This is a genomic window from Sphingomonas sp. Leaf38 (assembly GCF_001421825.1).
Taxonomy (GTDB): domain Bacteria; phylum Pseudomonadota; class Alphaproteobacteria; order Sphingomonadales; family Sphingomonadaceae; genus Sphingomonas.
Genome location: NZ_LMLD01000009.1, coordinates 675835 through 693292, shown reverse-complemented (window position 1 = coordinate 693292; position 17458 = coordinate 675835). Strand labels below are relative to the sequence as shown.

15 protein-coding genes are annotated in these 17458 nt (G+C 62.9%); 10 read left to right on the top strand and 5 right to left on the bottom strand.

Annotated elements, in window-relative coordinates:
- The first annotated feature begins 22 nt into the window (after window positions 1–22).
- Complete coding sequence (locus tag ASE88_RS05330) at window positions 23–1348, top strand: FAD-dependent monooxygenase (RefSeq protein ID WP_082466247.1); 1326 nt, start codon at window positions 23–25, stop codon at window positions 1346–1348.
- Window positions 1345–1464: a DUF393 domain-containing protein gene (locus tag ASE88_RS18230; protein ID WP_235527835.1), complete on the top strand. Its 120-nt coding sequence runs from the start codon at window positions 1345–1347 to the stop codon at window positions 1462–1464. The genes ASE88_RS05330 and ASE88_RS18230 overlap by 4 nt, the downstream gene beginning before the upstream one ends.
- Window positions 1465–1639: 175 nt before the next feature.
- Here the strand turns inward: ASE88_RS18230 and ASE88_RS05325 are convergent, their stop codons facing one another.
- Window positions 1640–2236: a TetR/AcrR family transcriptional regulator gene (locus ASE88_RS05325; RefSeq protein ID WP_056476167.1), complete on the bottom strand. Its 597-nt coding sequence runs from the start codon at window positions 2234–2236 to the stop codon at window positions 1640–1642.
- Between the two features lie 115 nt (window positions 2237–2351).
- On the opposite strand from ASE88_RS05325, the gene ASE88_RS05320 reads away from it, so the two are divergent.
- Window positions 2352–3632, top strand: a complete 1281-nt coding sequence (locus ASE88_RS05320; RefSeq protein ID WP_082466246.1) for an MFS transporter — start codon at window positions 2352–2354, stop codon at window positions 3630–3632.
- 154 nt (window positions 3633–3786) lie between these two features.
- Here ASE88_RS05320 and ASE88_RS05315 read toward each other — a convergent pair whose 3' ends face one another.
- Complete coding sequence (locus tag ASE88_RS05315; protein ID WP_200910155.1) at window positions 3787–4395, bottom strand: TetR/AcrR family transcriptional regulator; 609 nt, start codon at window positions 4393–4395, stop codon at window positions 3787–3789.
- Between the two features lie 104 nt (window positions 4396–4499).
- Here ASE88_RS05315 and ASE88_RS05310 point away from each other — a divergent pair, with 104 nt between their 5' ends.
- Complete coding sequence (locus ASE88_RS05310; protein WP_200910154.1) at window positions 4500–5660, top strand: FAD-dependent monooxygenase; 1161 nt, start codon at window positions 4500–4502, stop codon at window positions 5658–5660.
- A gap of 85 nt (window positions 5661–5745) precedes the next feature.
- Here the strand turns inward: ASE88_RS05310 and ASE88_RS05305 are convergent, their stop codons facing one another.
- Together ASE88_RS05305 and ASE88_RS18225 are read right to left on the bottom strand one after the other, a co-directional pair.
- Window positions 5746–7449 carry an ABC transporter ATP-binding protein gene (locus tag ASE88_RS05305; protein WP_235527833.1) on the bottom strand — a complete coding sequence of 568 codons (1704 nt, stop codon included), beginning with the start codon at window positions 7447–7449 and terminating at the stop codon, window positions 5746–5748.
- A 463-nt stretch (window positions 7450–7912) separates the two neighbouring features.
- Window positions 7913–8620 carry a TetR/AcrR family transcriptional regulator gene (locus ASE88_RS18225; RefSeq protein WP_235527832.1) on the bottom strand — a complete coding sequence of 236 codons (708 nt, stop codon included), beginning with the start codon at window positions 8618–8620 and terminating at the stop codon, window positions 7913–7915.
- 24 nt (window positions 8621–8644) lie between these two features.
- On the opposite strand from ASE88_RS18225, the gene ASE88_RS05295 reads away from it, so the two are divergent.
- From ASE88_RS05295 to ASE88_RS05285, 3 genes are all read left to right on the top strand, one after another.
- A complete protein-coding gene (locus ASE88_RS05295; RefSeq protein WP_056476151.1) occupies window positions 8645–9952 on the top strand; it encodes an NtaA/DmoA family FMN-dependent monooxygenase in 1308 nt (435 codons plus the stop codon).
- Window positions 9953–10005: 53 nt separating this feature from the next.
- Window positions 10006–10722, top strand: a complete 717-nt coding sequence (locus ASE88_RS05290; protein ID WP_056476148.1) for a nitroreductase — start codon at window positions 10006–10008, stop codon at window positions 10720–10722.
- Window positions 10723–10790: 68 nt separating this feature from the next.
- Window positions 10791–11534, top strand: coding sequence for an NADPH-dependent F420 reductase (locus ASE88_RS05285; protein WP_056476145.1), 744 nt, complete (start codon window positions 10791–10793; stop codon window positions 11532–11534).
- Here the strand turns inward: ASE88_RS05285 and ASE88_RS05280 are convergent.
- Complete coding sequence (locus tag ASE88_RS05280; protein ID WP_056476142.1) at window positions 11525–12454, bottom strand: LysR family transcriptional regulator; 930 nt, start codon at window positions 12452–12454, stop codon at window positions 11525–11527. The two genes, ASE88_RS05285 and ASE88_RS05280, sit on opposite strands and share 10 nt — an antisense overlap.
- Before the next feature lie 161 nt (window positions 12455–12615).
- Between ASE88_RS05280 and dctA the strand changes: the two genes are divergently transcribed.
- The 3 genes from dctA to ASE88_RS05265 all read left to right on the top strand — a co-directional run bounded on the left by dctA (window position 12616) and on the right by ASE88_RS05265 (window position 16722).
- Window positions 12616–13932, top strand: a complete 1317-nt coding sequence (dctA, locus tag ASE88_RS05275; protein WP_056476139.1) for a C4-dicarboxylate transporter DctA — start codon at window positions 12616–12618, stop codon at window positions 13930–13932.
- A 31-nt stretch (window positions 13933–13963) separates the two neighbouring features.
- Window positions 13964–15127, top strand: coding sequence for a mandelate racemase/muconate lactonizing enzyme family protein (locus ASE88_RS05270; protein WP_056476136.1), 1164 nt, complete (start codon window positions 13964–13966; stop codon window positions 15125–15127).
- A gap of 143 nt (window positions 15128–15270) precedes the next feature.
- Window positions 15271–16722, top strand: coding sequence for an alginate export family protein (locus tag ASE88_RS05265; protein ID WP_235527831.1), 1452 nt, complete (start codon window positions 15271–15273; stop codon window positions 16720–16722).
- Window positions 16723–17458 lie beyond the last annotated feature (736 nt).

The window sequence follows — 17458 nt, the reverse complement described above, 5'->3', positions numbered from 1 at the left end:
GTAGACGAGGAGTAGCACATTCATGTCCCGTCGTGTCCTGATCACCGGCGCCAGCGTCGCCGGCAACACCGTCGCCTGGTGGCTTGGGCGCGCTGGCTTTGACGTTACCGTGGTCGAACGAGCATCGGGCTTCCGCGATGGCGGCCAGAACATCGACGTGCGTGGAGTCGGCCGCGAGGTGCTTCGCCGAATGGGACTGGAGCAGACCGCGCTGGAGCAGGGCACCGGCGAGGAGGGGACGGCGTGGGTCGAGGAGGACGGCACGATTGTCGCCCAGTTCCTCACCGCCGACACGGGCACCGACGGACCCACCGCTGAGATGGAGATCCTGCGAGGCGATCTGGCTCGCCTGCTCTACGAGCCGGCGAAGGACCATGCGACCTACCGGTTCGGCGACAGCATCGCGGATATTGCGCAGGATGATGACGGCGCGACCGTCAAGTTCGCTGGCGGCATCACCGAGCGATACGAGTTGGTCATTGTCGCCGAGGGCGTCGGGTCGCAGACGCGGGAGCTAGTCTTCCCGGGTGAAAACGCGCCGCGCTGGATGGACCTGACGATCGCCTACTTCACCATTCCGCGACAGCCGGACGACGATCGCCTGTGGCGCTGGTACAATGCACCCGGCGGCCGCAGCGTGTCGCTCCGCCCCGATCGGCACGGTACCGCGCGTGCGATGCTGTCGCTGCAGCAGCCTCCGCGGGGCGAGCAGGATTGGAGTGTCGAGCGCCAGAAGGTGGGGCTGCGCGAGCGCTTCGCGGATGCGGGCTGGCAGAGTGCGCGCGTGCTGGCCGGCCTGGAAACGACCGACGACTTCTACTTCGACGTCCTGCGCCAGGTGCGGATGCCGCGCTGGTCGAAGGGGCATGTCGTGCTGACCGGCGACGCCGCTTGGTGCGCGACACCGATCGCCGGCTACGGCACGACCCTGGCGGTCACTGGCGCCTATGTGCTGGCCCAAGAACTGATCCGCTCGACCGAAGTGCTCGCGGCGCTGGCGGCCTATGAGCAGGCGATGCGGCCGATGGTCGAGGATGCACAGGGCGTACCCAAGATCGCGCCGCGGCTGGCCAACCCGCACAGCCAGCTCGGCATCCGGCTGCTCCACGGCGTTCTCAACTTGGCGAGCCGCCCCGCAGTGCGCGGCGTCGCCAGCAAGCTGTTCGGCGGCCGCTCGAAGGACGTCGACCTGTCACGCTACGACGCTCCGGCGTCCAAAGCGCCAACGATCGCCGCGGACGGGTTCCCGCCGAACCGCCTATTGCCGTTACTCGGGCTCGTCGCCGGGCTAGGCGTCGCGACCCTGCTTGTCGCGCGCAGCCGTCGTGACGGTCGGGCGGCAGGGTGATCAACCGGGTCACGGTTTGGCACGACGGCGACTGCCCCTTCTGCCAGCGCGAGATCGCGCTGATGCGCGGGCTCGACACGCGTCGGGCCATCACGTTCGCCGTCGATACCCGTTGATCGGTACCTGACCGGCGACGCAACCGTCTAATTTTTGGAGCATTCGGCGCCTCGGGTCTTAGATCCGGACGGCTGAACGGATGTCTGCTTTCGGAGACACGATAAGAGGCGCTGAATGTCGCCTTGTGGGTCAGCAGGTCCCCAGTTGGGAAAGCCGGCCCAAGCAGAAACCTGTTCACTCCTCAAGGCCTGAGCGACAAAGTAGAGCCTCGGCTGCCGTGTTGGCGACGGCAAGCAGTCTTGGCTCGTCCCATCCCTCTCGCGCTGCAGCCGATAGGCCGAGCATTGTCGTAGCAACGTAATCTGCGACACGTCCGGGAGCTTTAATTCCCGCATCGTCCAGAAATTCCGCCACCCTGTTGCGGTTTTCTCCCGCAATTTGTTTGGCTGCGATGCCCCAATCCGTTGTGCCTGCTTTTGCGTGTTCAAGGATCAGGCAACCACGCCGCTGCGGACTAGTGGTATAAGCGTGCGCCGCAGCTCGCAGCATGTCGCCAAGCGCTGCCATCGGCGCTGCACCCGGCATCAGGAAGCGGTCCAGCGGCACCACGGTGGCCGAGTAGAGCCTTAGGCTCTCTTTGAAGAATGCGGCCTTGCTGCCGAACGCTGCATAGAAGCTCGGCGGAGTAATCCCGATCGCCTCGGTCAGCGCCGCCACGCTGACGTTTTCATAGCCATGCTCGTGAAACAGGTGCTGCCCGGCTTCGACCGCAGCTTCAAGCGCGAATCCCCGGGGCCGCCCCCGTGGCCGCTTATTTTCGTTAATGGTCATTACACAACCCGCTTGCCTGTGTCAGTCATATTTGTATAGCGACCATTCATAGAAATGACCATGCCTCAGGTTCGTCACGGCGCAGGGTTGGTATCAACGATGCACAAGGACAGTTATGCCTCCATCCTCCAAAAAACGCCGCGTTGAAGCGAGCGTAGCTCCACGCTCCAAACTCCCGACCGCGGCCCTTGCTGGTCTCGCCGCCAGTGGCTTTCTGTGCATCGTGACCGAAACACTTCCTGCTGGCCTACTCCCGCAGATCGCATCCGGCCTGCAGATCTCCGAGGCGATCGCGGGACAACTCGTTGCCGTCTATGCGCTGGGGTCCTTGCTGGCAGCAATCCCGCTCACGAGCCTGACCCAGGGGCTTCGAAGAAGACCGGTACTACTTACCACCATCATCTGCTTCGTTGTCGGCAACACGCTGACCGCTTGGGCCGGATCGATCACGGTCGTGCTGGTCGCGCGGTTCGTCGCCGGGTGCGCGGCGGGTCTCGCCTGGGGAATCCTTGCGGGTTACGCGCGCAGCATCGTGCGTGCCGATCAGACCGGCCCGGCAATGGCCCTCGCCATGGTCGGCGTGCCGCTGGCGCTGTCACTGGGTGTTCCCATAGGCACCTTCCTGGGCGGTTTGGTTGGGTGGCGCGGATCGTTCCTGCTCCTCTCGGCACTGAGTGTCGTGCTGATCGGCTGGATTATCTTCAAGGTGCCCGATGCCCCCGGGCGGACGGGTGACGATCGTCCTTCTCTGCGCCGCGTCGTCGCGACACCGGGTATCATACCGATCCTGCTCGTCATCCTTGCCTGGATGACGGGCCACAACATCCTCTACACCTACATCGCGCCGTTCGCGACCGCTGCGTCCGTGCGGGTCGATCTCGTCCTGCTGGCGTTCGGCATCAGCTCGCTCGTCGGCATCTGGATCGTCGGGCGACTAGTCGATCGGATGCTGCGCATGCTGGTATTGCTCGCGATCGGATCGTTTGCCGCCGTCGCTATTTTCCTGTCGCTCATCGGCGGCCAGGGCCTTGCCGTCTATGCAGCAGCCGTTGTCTGGGGTCTTGGCTTCGGTGGTGCCGGGGCGATGATGCAGACGGCGTCGGCGGACGCAGCCGGTGATGGCGTTGATCTGGCGCAGGCGATGGTGACAACGGCTTGGAACCTGGCGATTGCGGCCGGTGGGTCGCTTGGCGGGGTGCTCCTCACGACGGGAGGGACCACGCTGCTGCCGCCCGCTGTCGCCGCGCTGGCCGTGGCCGCCTTCCTCATCGCCCTGGCCGCACGCCGCTTCGCCTTCCCACCGGGTCATCGAACACCGTTGACCACAGACCCGACGATAAGCTCAACATCCCATCCTTTTTTGAGAAAGGCCGCAGCGCCTGACGACGTCCGCTAACGCCATCTGCTTTCCTAATAGCGGAGCGGCCGCTTCCCAGCAGATCACGACGTTCGTTAGTGGATGTCCAGGGTGGCAAGCTGGTCGTTCGCGACGATGAACGAGCGTCCGAAGTTGGGGAGCGGGAAGGGCGGGCTAAATGTCCACCTGTGGGTCAAGAACCTGGGGCGTAAGGTGTATCATACAGGGCAGCATGCGTACCGCGCACTCCTCGGTCGACCATGGCCAGGAAAGTGCCCTTCGCTGCATCAAGGTCGCCCGTTTCGCTCATTTTGGCATGCGACTGTACGAATGCGGTGCTCCACGCCGATGTAATCAGCGCGGCAGCAAGGTAGGCATTCGCATCATCGCTGGGGCTATCAACAGCTTCGGCCAAAACAGCGGCCAGAGCGCGGATGAAATCGTCCCGCATCTGTCGTGCGCGAGCCTTCAGCGCCTCGCTTGCCTGTGCCGTCTCAACAAAGGCCTGGGTATCCGCAAACAGTGGGAAGGCCGGTTCACGCTGGTCGGCCATGCGATGGGCAAGCTCGCCAAGGGCCCCGATTGGCGACGTGCCCGGTGAGCGCGATCTGATGGCCTCGAAAGCGACATCATGGGCCTCCTGCTCGCGGTCGAAGAACATGTCTTCCTTTCGCGGGAAATGATTGAAGACCGTCATGCGTCCGACATCGGCCGCCTCCGCGATCTCGTCGATCGTCACCCGGTCAAAGCCACGCTCCATGAACAGGCGCGTGGCAGCATCGGATATCGCCTGTCGGGTCACGAGCCTCTTGCGCGTTCGACGGTCTGGATTCGGTCCAGTCATGGCTTGAACATCAATATATACTCGGTATAGATATGTAACGTCTCCAGTTTGAGGATCTTCCTATGCCTTCGTCAACCGTCATGCCAGCAGCGATCAAAGCAGGCCGTAAATCGGTGCTCGTCAGTGGCGCGAGCTTTGCCGGCCTCGCTACTGCCTACTGGCTGAATCGGCTCGGGCACAACGTCACGATCGTCGAAACGGCATCTGAACTGCGGCGGGGCGGCACGCCCGTGGATATCGAAGGAGAGACGATCGAAATCCTTAGCCGCATGGGACTAGCAAATGCGGTGCGCGCTAAGGCGCTGCCCCCGCGTGGCTTTGAGTTCAAGGACGCGGATGACGCCACCTTGGGATCGATCGGTATCGGCAACGAACCAGAGGCGCCCGAACGATACGAGATTCACCGTGATGATCTGCTGGATATCCTTTCTGCCGCGGTGAAGGACGAAGTCGAAATCCTGTTCGGCCAATCGATCGTCGAACTCGATGAGGGCAGAGACGGCGTGTCGGTGAGCTTGAGCAACGGCGACCGGCGCGACTATGCTTTGGTCTTCGGGTGCGACGGCAACCGGTCCAACACGCGCAACCTCGTTTTTGGCGAAAGCGAGCAATTTGTCTACTTCATGGGCGGCTATTTCTTTCTGAAGGTGGTGCCGCACATCTGGTTGCTTCCCGCCAACATGTCACAAGTTTTCAGCGTGCCTGGGCGTATGGCGATGCTGAACGGCTATGAGGATCGAACGGACATCGGCTTCGGTTTTCGGACGATCGGCGAGATCGACTATAATTACCGCGATCGCGCTCAACAACGCCGCCTTATCCACGACCAGTTTGACGGTTTGGGATGGAAAGTGCCGGCGATGCTCGACAGCATGGACGGGGACGACGACTTCTATTTCGACAGGATCAATCAGATCAGGATGACCTGCTGGTCGCGCGGTCGTGTGACCCTGGTCGGCGACGCGGGCTACTGCGTCTCGCCGCTTGCAGGGTTCGGTGGCTCGATGGCGATCATCGGCGCAGGCCGGCTGGCGGACGCGCTCGAGCGATATCCCGACGATCACGCTGCAGCCTTTCGTCATTACGAAACCGAATTGCGGCCGTTCGTCGAAGAGGTTCAGGAGCGCGCCGCTACCAATGGCCTGGCGATGATGTTTCCGGCCGACGAGACCGAGCTTGCGGAGCGCGATCGCAAGCTCTTGGCGGGTGAGATGGACATGTAGGCGTTGCCGCACGTCGATCGGCCCGACAATCCTCTTTGTCTCTCTCTCTCCCTCTCTCTTGGGCACGACACTTGGCGCCTGCGGATCAACGATAGCCCGCGGCCTGAAGCTCAAACAGTTCGGCATAGCGGCCCCCGGCAGCAAGCAGGTCGTCATGCGTACCCGACGCCTCCACCCTTCCGTCGCTGAGCACCAGGATGCGGTCCGCCATGCGCACGCTTGAGAATCGGTGTGAGATCAGCACCGCGGAGCGTCCTGCGCTGAGTTCCCGGAAGCGCTGGAACACCTCGTACTCGGCGCGCGCGTCCAGCGCTGCGGTAGGTTCGTCGAGGATCAACACCTGGGCATCGCGCATATAGGCGCGAGCGATCGCCATCTTCTGCCATTCGCCACCCGACAGGTCGACGCCGTTCCTGAACCGCTTGCCGATCATCTGGTCGTAACCATCCGGCAGCTTGGCGACGACGCCGTCGGCGAGCGCGGCCGACGCTGCCGCCTCGATCCGCCCGCGATCGTCACGCGCCTCGATGCGACCGACCGCGATGTTGTCCGCGGCAGGCAGGTTGTAGCGCACGAAATCCTGGAAGATCACGCCGATCGCGGCGCGCAGGCCGTCGAGATCGTATTCGCGCAGGTCGCGTCCATCGAGCAGGACGCGGCCCTCAACCGGATCGTACAGTCGCGCCAGCAGCTTCACGAGCGTGGTCTTGCCTGCGCCGTTCTCGCCGACCAGTGCGACCACCTCGCCTGATCCCAACGTGAAGGATAGGTGCCGCACCGCCCATCGCTCGGCGCCCGGATAGCGGAAGCCAACATCCTCGAAGACAAAGCCTTGGCGAACGGGATCGGGGAATGGCAGCGCTCCCTCAGGCGAGCGGATGCCGGGCTCGGTCCGAAAGAAGGAGAACAGGTCGTCGATGTACAATGCCTGGCCGGCGGTCGACGAGAAGCCGGTGAGCAGTCCTTCCAGCAGTCCGCGGAGCCGCAGGAACGAGGCCGCGAGGAAGGTAAGGTCGCCGATCGAGATCGATCCGGTGACCGCGCGCCAGGCGATGTAGGCGTAGGCGGCGTAATAAGCGATCGTGCCAAGAGCGGCGAAGCCCGAGCCCCAAACCGCTCGGCGCAGCGCCAACCGTCGGCTCGCGCTGTAGGTGTCGCGTGAGATGGTGCGATAGCGGTCGATCAGGAACGGGCTGAGGCCGAAGATCTTGACCTCCTTGGCGGTGTCCGCGCTGGCGGCGACCTGGCGGACGTAGTCGAGTTCGCGCCGCTGCGGCGTGCGCATGTAGCTGAGCGCGTAGCTCAGCGCGTTGAAGTGCGCTTCGCCGAGGAACGAGGGCACCAGGGCGACGGCGAGCAGCACGATCAGCCACGGAGCGTAAACGACCAGACCCGCGGCGAAGGTCACGACCGTGATGATATCCTGCGCCTGACCGAACAGCTGCCCCATCAGCGACATGCGGCCGCTCGCCTGCATACGCGCGCGGTCCATGCGGTCCTGGAAGGCGGCGTCCTCGAAGTCGGCGAGATCCAGGGTGGCAGCGTGCTCCATCAGCCTTACGCTCGCGTCGTTGCTGACACGGTCGGAGAGAAGCCCGTCGACGAGCGACACGATCCGGGCAAGGAGGTCGGAAGCGACCGCCAGAGCGAACTCGGCCAGTAGCAGTGCCTCCAGCCGATCGAGCAGTCCGGAGCCCAGCCATCCCGTGAGTCCGACCGGACGGGCCGTTAAATGGTTCAGGTGCACGACCTCGTCGATGATGAGCTTGCCCACGAACAGCGTTGCCACGGGCAAAAGCGCTCGGACCAGCCGTACGGCGACCGTCGTGGCGGTAAGAGCCCTGCTGCTACCCCACACCATGGCGAGGAAGGGTGGGAGATTGCGCAGCGCGCCCAGTCGCTCGCGCCACGTGGTAGGGCGGAGGGGTACACCGCCGCGCCCCTGTCGGGCACCGTCTGCCATTCAGCTGCTCCGAGGTGACAGGCTGTCGCCCGCTTCGGACCTAAGTGCTGGAGGTGATGAGGTCAGCTGCATGCCCCCCGATACACAGTCGGTGTTATCAGGGGTACTCGCGGTTTCGTCTCAACGTTGCCAGCCGGGATGTCGGGTTGAGCTGTGGTCGCACTTGGCGGATGAATGAGTGTTTGGAGTTGGGAAACGGGGAAGGGCGCACGAAGGGCGGACTATGGGGCCTCGTGGAAAGGCGGGCACTTCTCTGCCATGAGCTAGGACGTAGCCCTCCAGGCGTCGTTTAGCGTCGCCCTTGTACCGAAACGGTCCATCCATTTCGCAACAGGTTCCGCAGGACATTTCGCGTTTCTGGATGCGTGGTTGATCGTCCGCTTGCCCACCCTATCGCTAGAGCTCCAAGGAAAATATCCTGACCTGAGAAGTCCGGTTGAGCAAAGCCATCGGTCTGCGCACCCCGTAAAAATCGATCGGTGATTTCGATCAGGTTTGCGCAGGTCGGTCTAAGAGGGGAGGTCGTGGTGGACCAAGCGTCCCGCAACGGCTCAGAAAGACCGTCATAGGCAAGCATCCAGTCGCCCAGGGCGTCGATCCATCGCTGAAGCTTATGACCGCTATGACCGTCCTCCTGGTCTATCGCGGCCCTTTCCCGCATCAATTTGTCATGATGCGGGGCCAGCAGGGCAACGAGAAGGGCATCTTTGTTGGGGAAGTTGCGGTAGAGCGTCGCAGAGCCGACACCTGCCTGTCTCGCGATCGCATCCATGGATACATCGATGCCTTCGGTATCGAACGCCTGACCCGCAACGACCAGAATATGCGCGCGATTTTCCTGAGCGTCCTTGCGAGGCGTGCGAGCGGTCGATGATGGCGCCACAAAATGCTTTCTTGATAAACGGGGATTCTCCCCATATCTGACCTGTAAGCGGGGAGTATCCCCATTAATGGAATTCGGTGCCTGGGAACAGACATCATTCGTCGTGGGGAGCAACGCGACATCACTACGTCCAAACAGATGCTGATCGGCATGGTCTTCGGGAACGGCTACGGCTCTCAGGCGGGCGCGTGGCGCATGCCGGGCGTCGATCCCACTGGCTTCACCAACTTCGATACTCTGGTGCGCTACGCGCAGCTCGCCGAGCGCGGCAAGTTCCAGTTTCTGTTCATGCCCGACTTTCCGGCGCTGAGAGCTGACATCGCCACCGACGCACAGCAATTGAACATCGAACCGATGATGACGCTCGCAGCGGTCGCGCGCGGGACGGAACGGATCGGTCTGGTGGCCACGGGGTCGTCGACGTTCAGCGAGCCGTTCAACCTGGCGCGACAGTTCAAGGCGCTGGATCTGATGAGTCACGGCCGCGCAGGCTGGAACGCCGTGCCGACGAGCGATCCGATGGTCGCCGCCAATTTCGGTCGCGCCTTGCCGCCGCGCGCTGAGAAGTACGAACGGCTGCACGAGTTCGTCCAGATCGTGCAAGGCCTGTGGGGGAGTTGGGAGCAAGGCGCCTGGCTGCACGATCAGGCGTCGGGACGTTTCGCCGATCCAGCCAAGATCAAGCCGGTCAATCTACGTGGCCGCCACCTTGCGACCAGCGGACCGCTGCCGCTGCCCCCGTCCGAACAGGGGCAGCCAGTGATCTTCCAGGCCGGTGGAGGCGATCAAGGGCTAGAGGTTGCGGGACGGTATGCAAGTGGCGTGATCGGGGCCGTCTTCACGATGGAAGACGCCCGAGCGCAGCGGATGGCGCTACGCGATGCGGCCGAACGCGCCGGTCGCGATCCGGACGAGATCAAGTTTTTCGCTGGCCTTATGACGACGATCGCGCCGAACCGGCGTGCGGCGCTCGACCGCCGGATCGCGATGTCGGGTTTCAGCTTCGAGCCACGGGTCGGCTATCTCGGGCAGATGCTCGGATTGGCGCTCGATCCGGCGCAGCTCGGCGAGCCACTGACGAAAGCGCAGCTCGCCGCGGCGTGTCCGTCGCGACAAGACCCGCGTTCGATGTACGCGCTCAAGGTAGCAAGCGAAGGCTGGTCGTTGGGGGACGTGCTGGCGCACGGCGTCATCGACTATCACCCGGTGATCGTCGGGCCAGCGGTGGAAGCAGCCGACCATATGCAGACCTGGTTCGAAGCGGGGGCGGCAGACGGTTTCTGGCTATGTCCCGACGTCTATGAGGACGGTCTGCCCCCGCTCGTCGAGGAGCTGGTGCCGGTCCTGCAGGAGCGCGGCCTGTTCCACCGGGACTATCAGGGCGCGACACTGCGCGATCATCTTGGCGTGCCCGCGCAATATGGCCGGGATCCCCGCCTCCAGTAGCTGTCGGCCTCAAAAACTCCGGCTCCGTTCCATCAAAATCAACGAGGTACCCCGTGACCAATACTCTAAGCGCTTCCGACAACGGCACATCGCCCGACGGCACGCTGCCCTTCCAGGAGACGGCACGCACGCGTCGCTCCTATCGCGGGTTTCTTGACAAGGTCGTTCCCGACGACGTTCTCGACGCAGTTCTGCAAGACGCGCAGTGTGCTCCGTCGAACTGCAATACGCAGCCTTGGGACGTGCACATCGTCCGTGGTGCGAAACTGGCCGAGCTTTCGCGGATACTGCATGAGAAGAACGATGCGGCGGACTTTTCGCCCGATTTCTCGTTCGACATGGGCGCCTTCTACGGCTGCTACGGCGAGCGCAAGAATGCGCAGGGTAAGGCCTATTACGAGGCGATGAACGTGATGCGGGAGGACAAGGAGGGGCGACGTCGTGCTGCAGCCCTCAACCTGTCGTTCTTCGGCGCACCGCAGGTCGCGCTGCTGTTCATGCCGTCCTTTGGTGACAATGTCCGAACAGCCGGCGACATCGGCATGTATGGCCAGACATTCCTGCTGTCGCTCGCTGCCAGAGAATTGGGCGGTATCCCACAGACGTCACTAGGTTTCTACGCAGGTACGATCCGTGAGGTTCTCGGCATCCCCGCGGAGATGAAGATGCTGTTCGGCATGTCGTTCGGCTATCCCGACGAAGGGGCGCCGGGAAACCGGATGCGGATGGACCGCGTACCAGTCGCCGACAGCGTGCATTTCCACGGTTAATCGACCTCGAATGCCAAGACGTCGCTGTCGCGCAGGCGAAGCTCAAATAACATTTGGAAGGTATCACCATGAAGATCGGCATTATCGGCGCGGGAAACATTGGCGCTACGCTTGCGCGGAAATTCGTCGCGGCGGGACACACTGTGAAGCTCGCCGGGTCGAAAGGGTCTGAAGCCGTTCGCGATAAGGCAGCGGAGGTCGGCGCTGTTCCGGTCTCTGCAAAGGACGCAGTCAAGGATGTCGCTGTGATCATCCTTTCGATCCCGTTTGCGAAGATACCCGATGTCGCCGGTGTTTTTGTCGATGTACCCGCCGACACGGTCGTGATCGACACGTCCAACTATTATCCGATGCGCGACGGCAACATCGCGGACGTCGACGGCGGCAAGCCGGAGAGCGTCTGGGTCAGCGAGCACCTCGGCCGGCCGGTGGTAAAGGCGTTCAACGCAGTTCTCGCCGAGACGCTGACGAATGGCGGTACGCCGAGCGGAACGGCTCATCGGATTGCCATTCCCGTTGCGGCCGATGATGCTCATGCCATGGCTGTGGCGCGCGGTCTGGTGGACGAGACAGGTTTCGATGCGCTGGATGCTGGCGACCTTGCGCACTCCTGGCACCAGCAACCGGGAACGCCAGCCTATTGCACCGAACTGACTTTGCCCGAGCTTCAGGTCGTATTGTCTGCTGCGGACAAGGCAAGGGCGCCGGTCGATCGCGACGTTTTGATCAAGGGGTTTATGGAGACGAAGACTCTGCTCAGCCACAAGCAGATCGTAGCCCGAAACCGTGAGGTCACTGCGGCTCAGGGATGATGTGGGAGAGGGGAGCGGTGCAGCCCCCCCTTCGAACCGGCAGGTTCGCAGGCTGATGCCCACAGCGCCTCGGATACTTTCGACAACGATATAGCCGGCCGTACGAGAGCGATCGCAATCTTCGTCGAATATATGTCATCGGCAGCCAGCACGACCTTGCCCGATCCGAGCGCCGACTGCGCCAGCGAGAGCGGCACCCAGGCAACACCGCGCCCGTCGATCGCCATCGATAGCAGCGCGGCTGCAAGCCGCGATTGCAGCACCATTTCGAGGCGGGGGGCGAGGCTACGGGCCTCCCAATCCGCCTTCAGGATTCCGCCCAGGCCGGATTCTGAACTGTAGGCCAGGTACGGCACCTCGGGGGAGTCCAGTGTCCATCGTGGCGCGCCGGTATCGTCGGGCTGGCACAGCGGCACGAGCAGATCCTCGCCCACCTCGACGCGGAGGAAATCCGGCGTGTCGAGCGACGTCGGCAGGAGCGGATGATGATGCGAGAGCAGGAAGGAGGCTTCCCCGCGCTGCATGATCCGCTCGCACGCCTGCATGCTGTCGGACTTCAAGTTGATCGGCTCGTGCGGCGCGTGCTCGACGATCCAGTGCGGGAAGAACGTGAACGATAGAGCGTGGGTCGCGGCGACGGTGAGGACCGACGCCGCCTGATCCACGACTTCCAGCGCTGCGGCCCGAGCGCGATACAGGTCGCGTACTGATACCTGGATATAACCCCGGAACATTTCGCCGGCAGGGCTGAGCGTGGTGCCCGCCGTCGTGCGCGTGAACAGGGCAGCGCCGACCCATTGCTCCAGCGATCGGATTCGCCGGCCGAAAGCGGGCTGCGTGATGTTGCGACGCTGTGCCGCGCGCGAGAAATTACGCTCTTCGGCAAGGGTCAGAAAATCTTCCAGCCAGTCCAGTTGCATGGCTCTTCCTCGCTACGGCCTCGTCCAGCACCGCAGCTTCACTTATGCCGATACGGCATAAGGCGCAACCGCATCGGCATTTGATCCTGATACTCGCACGGTCGAGAAGGCAGGCACAAAACAAGAAAAAGCAGTTTTAGCGAGAGAGCCGGAGAGAAGCCATGGTGCGACGCCTTCTAGGCCAGTTATACATTCAGGTACTGATCGGCATCGCAGTCGGTGCGCTGATCGGAGTCGTCTTCCCTGACATTGCCGTCTCGCTTCAGCCGCTTGCCGACGCCTTCATCAAGCTCATCAAGATGCTGCTCGCGCCGATCATCTTCGGCACCGTGGTGCTCGGCATCGCGAAGATGGGCAACGTCAAGGAAGTCGGCCGCATCGGCGTCCGCGCGCTGATCTATTTCGAGATCGTCTCGACGCTCGCGCTGGTGATCGGCCTGGTGGTCGTCAACGTGATGAAGCCGGGCGTCGGCATGAACATCGACGTCTCGACGCTGGATGCCAGCGGCATCGCCAAATACCAGCCCGCGGCGAACGAACAGCACGGCGTCGTCGATTTCTTCCTGAACATCATCCCCAAGACGATGGCCGATGCCTTCGCACAAGGGGCGATGTTGCAGATCATCCTCATTGCCGTGCTCATGGGATACGCCCTGGTCTCGATCGGAAAACGCGGCGAGCCGCTGATGGCGGTGATCGAATCCCTGCTGCAGACGCTGTTCCGCATCGTAGGCATGGTCATGAAGCTGGCGCCGATCGGCGCGGGGGCGGGCGTCGCCTACACCATCGGCAAGCATGGCCTCGGCTCGCTCTGGGGACTCGGCCACCTGATGCTCGCGGTGTATCTCACTTCGATCATCTTCGTCGTGTTCGTGATCGGCAGCGTCGCGCGCTGGGCCGGTTTTCCGCTCCTGCAATTCTTCCGCTACTTTAAGGACGAGCTACTCGTCACTTTTGCTACCTGCTCGACGGAAGCGGTGTTGCCGCGGATGATGACGAAGCTGGAGCGCCTCGGCGTTGCCAAGCCGGTGGTCGGACTGGTCTTGCCGACCGGCTACACCTTTAACGCCGACGGCACGTGCATCTACCTGACGATGGCGGCGATCTTCATCGCTCAGGCGACGAATACGCCGCTGACGCTGTGGCACCAGATCGTCATCCTCGGCGTGCTGCTGCTGACCTCGAAGGGGTCGGCGGGCGTTGCGGGCGGTGGCTTTGTCACGCTGGCGGCCACGCTGTCCACCTTCCCCGACATCCCGGCAGCGGGGCTCGTCCTGCTCCTCGGCGTCGACCGTTTCATGAACGAAGCGCGCGCCGTCACCAATCTCATCGGCAACGGCGTCGCCACGATCGCGATCGCGAAATGGGAGGGCGCGCTCGATGCCGAGACGGTGCGGACCGTGATCGCGGAGCAGAAGGGCGAGGTGCCACGCAGCATCACCCTTCATCCCGCCGGCCCCACCGAAACCCATTCCTGACCACACACAATCATCGATCAAAGGAGCAATCATGCGTATTATCGACGTCTGCGAGATCACCCAGCCGATCTCGTCCCCCATCCGCAACGCCTATATCGACTTCAGCAAGATGACCGCGAGCCTCGTCGCGGTCGTCACCGACGTCGTTCGCGACGGTAAACGCGTCGTCGGCTACGGGTTCAACTCGAACGGTCGCTATGGCCAGGGTGGGCTGATCCGTGAGCGGTTCCGCGACCGGATCTTGGAGGCTGCACCGGAAAGTCTCCTCGACGACCAGCGCGACAATCTGGATCCCCACAAGATCTGGGCGGCAATGATGACCAATGAAAAGCCTGGCGGCCACGGCGAGCGCTCGGTCGCGGTCGGGACGCTCGACATGGCGATCTGGGATGCGGTCGCCAAGATCGAGGGCAAGCCGCTGTTCCGCCTGCTGGCCGAGCGCCACGACCGTGAGGCGAACCCACGCGTGTTCGTCTACGCGGCGGGTGGCTATTACTACCCCGGCAAGGACAACAGCCAGTTGTGTGCCGAGATGCGCGGTTATCTGGATCGCGGCTACAACGTCGTGAAGATGAAGATTGGCGGCGCGTCGATCGAGGAAGACCGTGGCCGTATCGAAGCGGTCCTGAAGGAGATCGGTTCGCAAGCACAGCTCGCGGTCGACGCCAATGGCCGCTTCGATCTGGAGACGGGCATCGCCTACGCCAAGATGCTGCGCGAATATCCGCTGTTCTGGTACGAGGAGATCGGCGATCCGCTCGACTACTCGCTGCAGGCTGCGATCTCGGAATATTATCCCGGGCCTATGGCAACCGGCGAGAACCTGTTCTCCCATCAAGACGCCCGCAACCTGCTGCGCCATGGCGGTATGCGCCCCGATCGCGATTGGCTGCAGTTCGACTGCGCGCTGTCCTACGGTCTGGTCGAGTATCTGCGGACGCTCGACGTGCTGAAGCAGTTCGGCTGGTCACCGTCGCGGTGCATTCCGCACGGCGGTCACCAGATGTCGCTCAACATCGCAGCCGGCTTGGGGCTTGGAGGCAATGAGAGCTATCCGGACCTGTTCCAGCCCTATGGTGGCTTCCCGGATGGCGTGAAGGTCATCGACGGCCACATCACCATGCCTGAACTTCCCGGCATCGGCTTCGAGGGCAAGTCCGACCTCATCAAGGTGATGCGCGAACTCGCGGAATGACGTGGGCTTGGCAGGGTGGCACGACGCCGCCCTGCCATTCCCTCCAGCAGACATAGGACCGGCTTGGCATCGACCAGTCGGCGGAGAGGTACGGCATGAACCGGCTATCGCTAGTGCGGGGCTGCGGTCTTGCGATCGTAGGCTTGAGCGCCACGCACCACGCTTCCGCCCAGGAGCAGCCTCCGTCTCAGGTCGAGGCGCAGAACACGCAGGTGCCGGCGACACCGGTCGCCACCCCATATCCTGACGCGGCTGCCGGCGACGGCAACACGCAACAGGGCTACAATCCGCTCCGATGGGCCGAGGATTGGCGCAGCATGCGCGATCCAGCCAAGCGCGACGACATTTTCGACCGCCTGAAATACATCCCGATTGGTTCGGATGATGTGTACCTGACCATGTCCGGCGAGTTGCGCACGCGCGTAAACTACTTCTCCAATCCGCAAGGCCAAAAAGCCGAGCGCCAGCGGCAGGACAGCTACCGCATCTTTCTGGGTGCCGACCTTCACATCGGCGAGCATTTCCGCGCGTACGGCGAACTTGCTCGGGGACCGATGGATGGGAAAAACATCGGCTCGCCCTCAGGCACCCTGTCGAACAAGCTGCTCGTTCAGCAGGCGTTCGTCGATGGCACGTGGCAAGTCGCCCAGGCCGAAGTCGGCGCACGTGTCGGCCGACAGGTCTTCATCGATGGCTCGAACCTTCTGCTCGCGAACCGCGATAACAACACGGTGCAGACTAGCCTGACCGGTGTGCGGGCATGGGCACGCGGATCAACGCTGCGCGCCGACGTATTCGACCTCTACTACACGACCTACGGCAACGGCGGGATCGGCGACGATCCCATCGACTGGGGCCGCCGATTCAGCGGCGTCACGGCGGGTATCGTCCTCCCGAAGCATCTGTTCGGTGGTTCGAAGCTGTATCTCGACCCGTTCGTCTGGCGTCTGCGCAACCGGGAGACGACATGGGGAGCCGAGACGGCGCGCGAAGAGCGGACCTATGTCGGCGCTCATCTCTGGGGCGATGCCGGCCCGGTCACAATCGACTGGACGGCTAACCATCAGGGCGGCAACTTTGGCGGCCGGCATCTCGATGCGTGGCAGGTGCTTCTGGCTGGGACGTACCGGCTGGGCAAAGCGAACACCGCCCCCCGCCTGGGTCTTCACTTCGACTATGCGACGGGTGGCGGCGCTAATGGGCAGGGTAAGCTGAGGAACGCGTTCGCGCCCTACGGCAACAACATCTACTACAGCTATCAGGGCTATTTGACCCCGACCAACCTGGTCGCCATCGCGCCCAGCCTGACCGTCTCGCCTGCCAGGACGCTCCGCGTGACGGGCGAGTACCAGTTCACCTGGCGCGAGACGACGAGCGATGCCGTCTACCGATCGAACGGGACGCCCTTTGCTGGCACGGCCGGCACTGGTGGTCGACGCACTGTCGACGTCGCACGGCTGCAAACGATCTGGACTGTCAGTCCTCGCCTGTCGTTGACCGGCCGGCTGGAACACGCTTTCGCCAAAAGTGGGTTGGAGACTGCGGGTTACCGGGACTCGTCTTACGCGGCTCTATGGGCAAGTTTTCGATTTTGAGAGGCCTCGGGACGCGCGTCTCAAACCGCTTCAAAGCACATTAACGAACGGCCGAAGTTGGGGGCCGGAAAGGGCGATCTGAATGTCCACAAGTGGGTCTGGCCGGAAGCTGGGGGCAGGGTGCCTTCGCCCAATGTCGGACACTCGGGTTGCAAATCGGGGCCTTCGAAAGCAGCCGCTCATTCAGGGTGATCTTCCCATACCCGCCATCCCGCATGAGCCCGATTGCGGACATTGAGAGAGGCTGGCACTGCGCGGCGAGTATGTTGACCAGTATCAGTGCGGAAGGTGCTGGCGCATTCGTTTGTGGGGGTATGCGATGATTTTGGCGACGTTTTTGGCTATATGGGCAGCACAGTCTGCGCCTGAACAAGCTTTGCCAATAGCAGCAAGTAAGCCGCTTTTTTCGTACTTTGGCTGTCTCTTCGATCCGATTCCGGAAAAAACTGGCGTGGGGTTTCCTGCTGGCCGAACGGAGCGAGAGCAGATCGTGACCGAGATACTTGGGCGATGTGCCGCCCGGAGATCAACGTCGCGCAATGCAGCGAGACTGGCTGCGCCCTCCGGCTCTGGCAGGGCTGAGATTGAGCGTGCGTTGCTTGCTGCTGAGAGCGAGCTTCGCTTCCTCATCGTAGATCGCGAGAAGGCCATGGCGGCGTCTGACGCTTTTTGCCGTGCTCGGGGAGATGAACCCGGATGCTGATAACTAACCGTTAAACGGAATGGCAGCTAACCT

What these genes read in the sequence shown, in the direction of transcription:
- ASE88_RS05270 (WP_056476136.1), top strand. Translation starts at nt 13,964, where the DNA reads ATGCGTATTATCGACGTCTGCGAGATCACCCAGCCGATCTCGTCCCCC.
- ASE88_RS05330 (WP_082466247.1), top strand. Translation starts at nt 23, where the DNA reads ATGTCCCGTCGTGTCCTGATCACCGGCGCCAGCGTCGCCGGCAACACC.
- ASE88_RS05285 (WP_056476145.1), top strand. Translation starts at nt 10,791, where the DNA reads ATGAAGATCGGCATTATCGGCGCGGGAAACATTGGCGCTACGCTTGCG.
- dctA (WP_056476139.1), top strand. Translation starts at nt 12,616, where the DNA reads ATGGTGCGACGCCTTCTAGGCCAGTTATACATTCAGGTACTGATCGGC.
- ASE88_RS05295 (WP_056476151.1), top strand. Translation starts at nt 8,645, where the DNA reads ATGCTGATCGGCATGGTCTTCGGGAACGGCTACGGCTCTCAGGCGGGC.
- ASE88_RS05310 (WP_200910154.1), top strand. Translation starts at nt 4,500, where the DNA reads ATGCCTTCGTCAACCGTCATGCCAGCAGCGATCAAAGCAGGCCGTAAA.
- ASE88_RS05325 (WP_056476167.1), bottom strand. Translation starts at nt 2,236, where the DNA reads ATGACCATTAACGAAAATAAGCGGCCACGGGGGCGGCCCCGGGGATTC.
- ASE88_RS05280 (WP_056476142.1), bottom strand. Translation starts at nt 12,454, where the DNA reads ATGCAACTGGACTGGCTGGAAGATTTTCTGACCCTTGCCGAAGAGCGT.
- ASE88_RS05320 (WP_082466246.1), top strand. Translation starts at nt 2,352, where the DNA reads ATGCCTCCATCCTCCAAAAAACGCCGCGTTGAAGCGAGCGTAGCTCCA.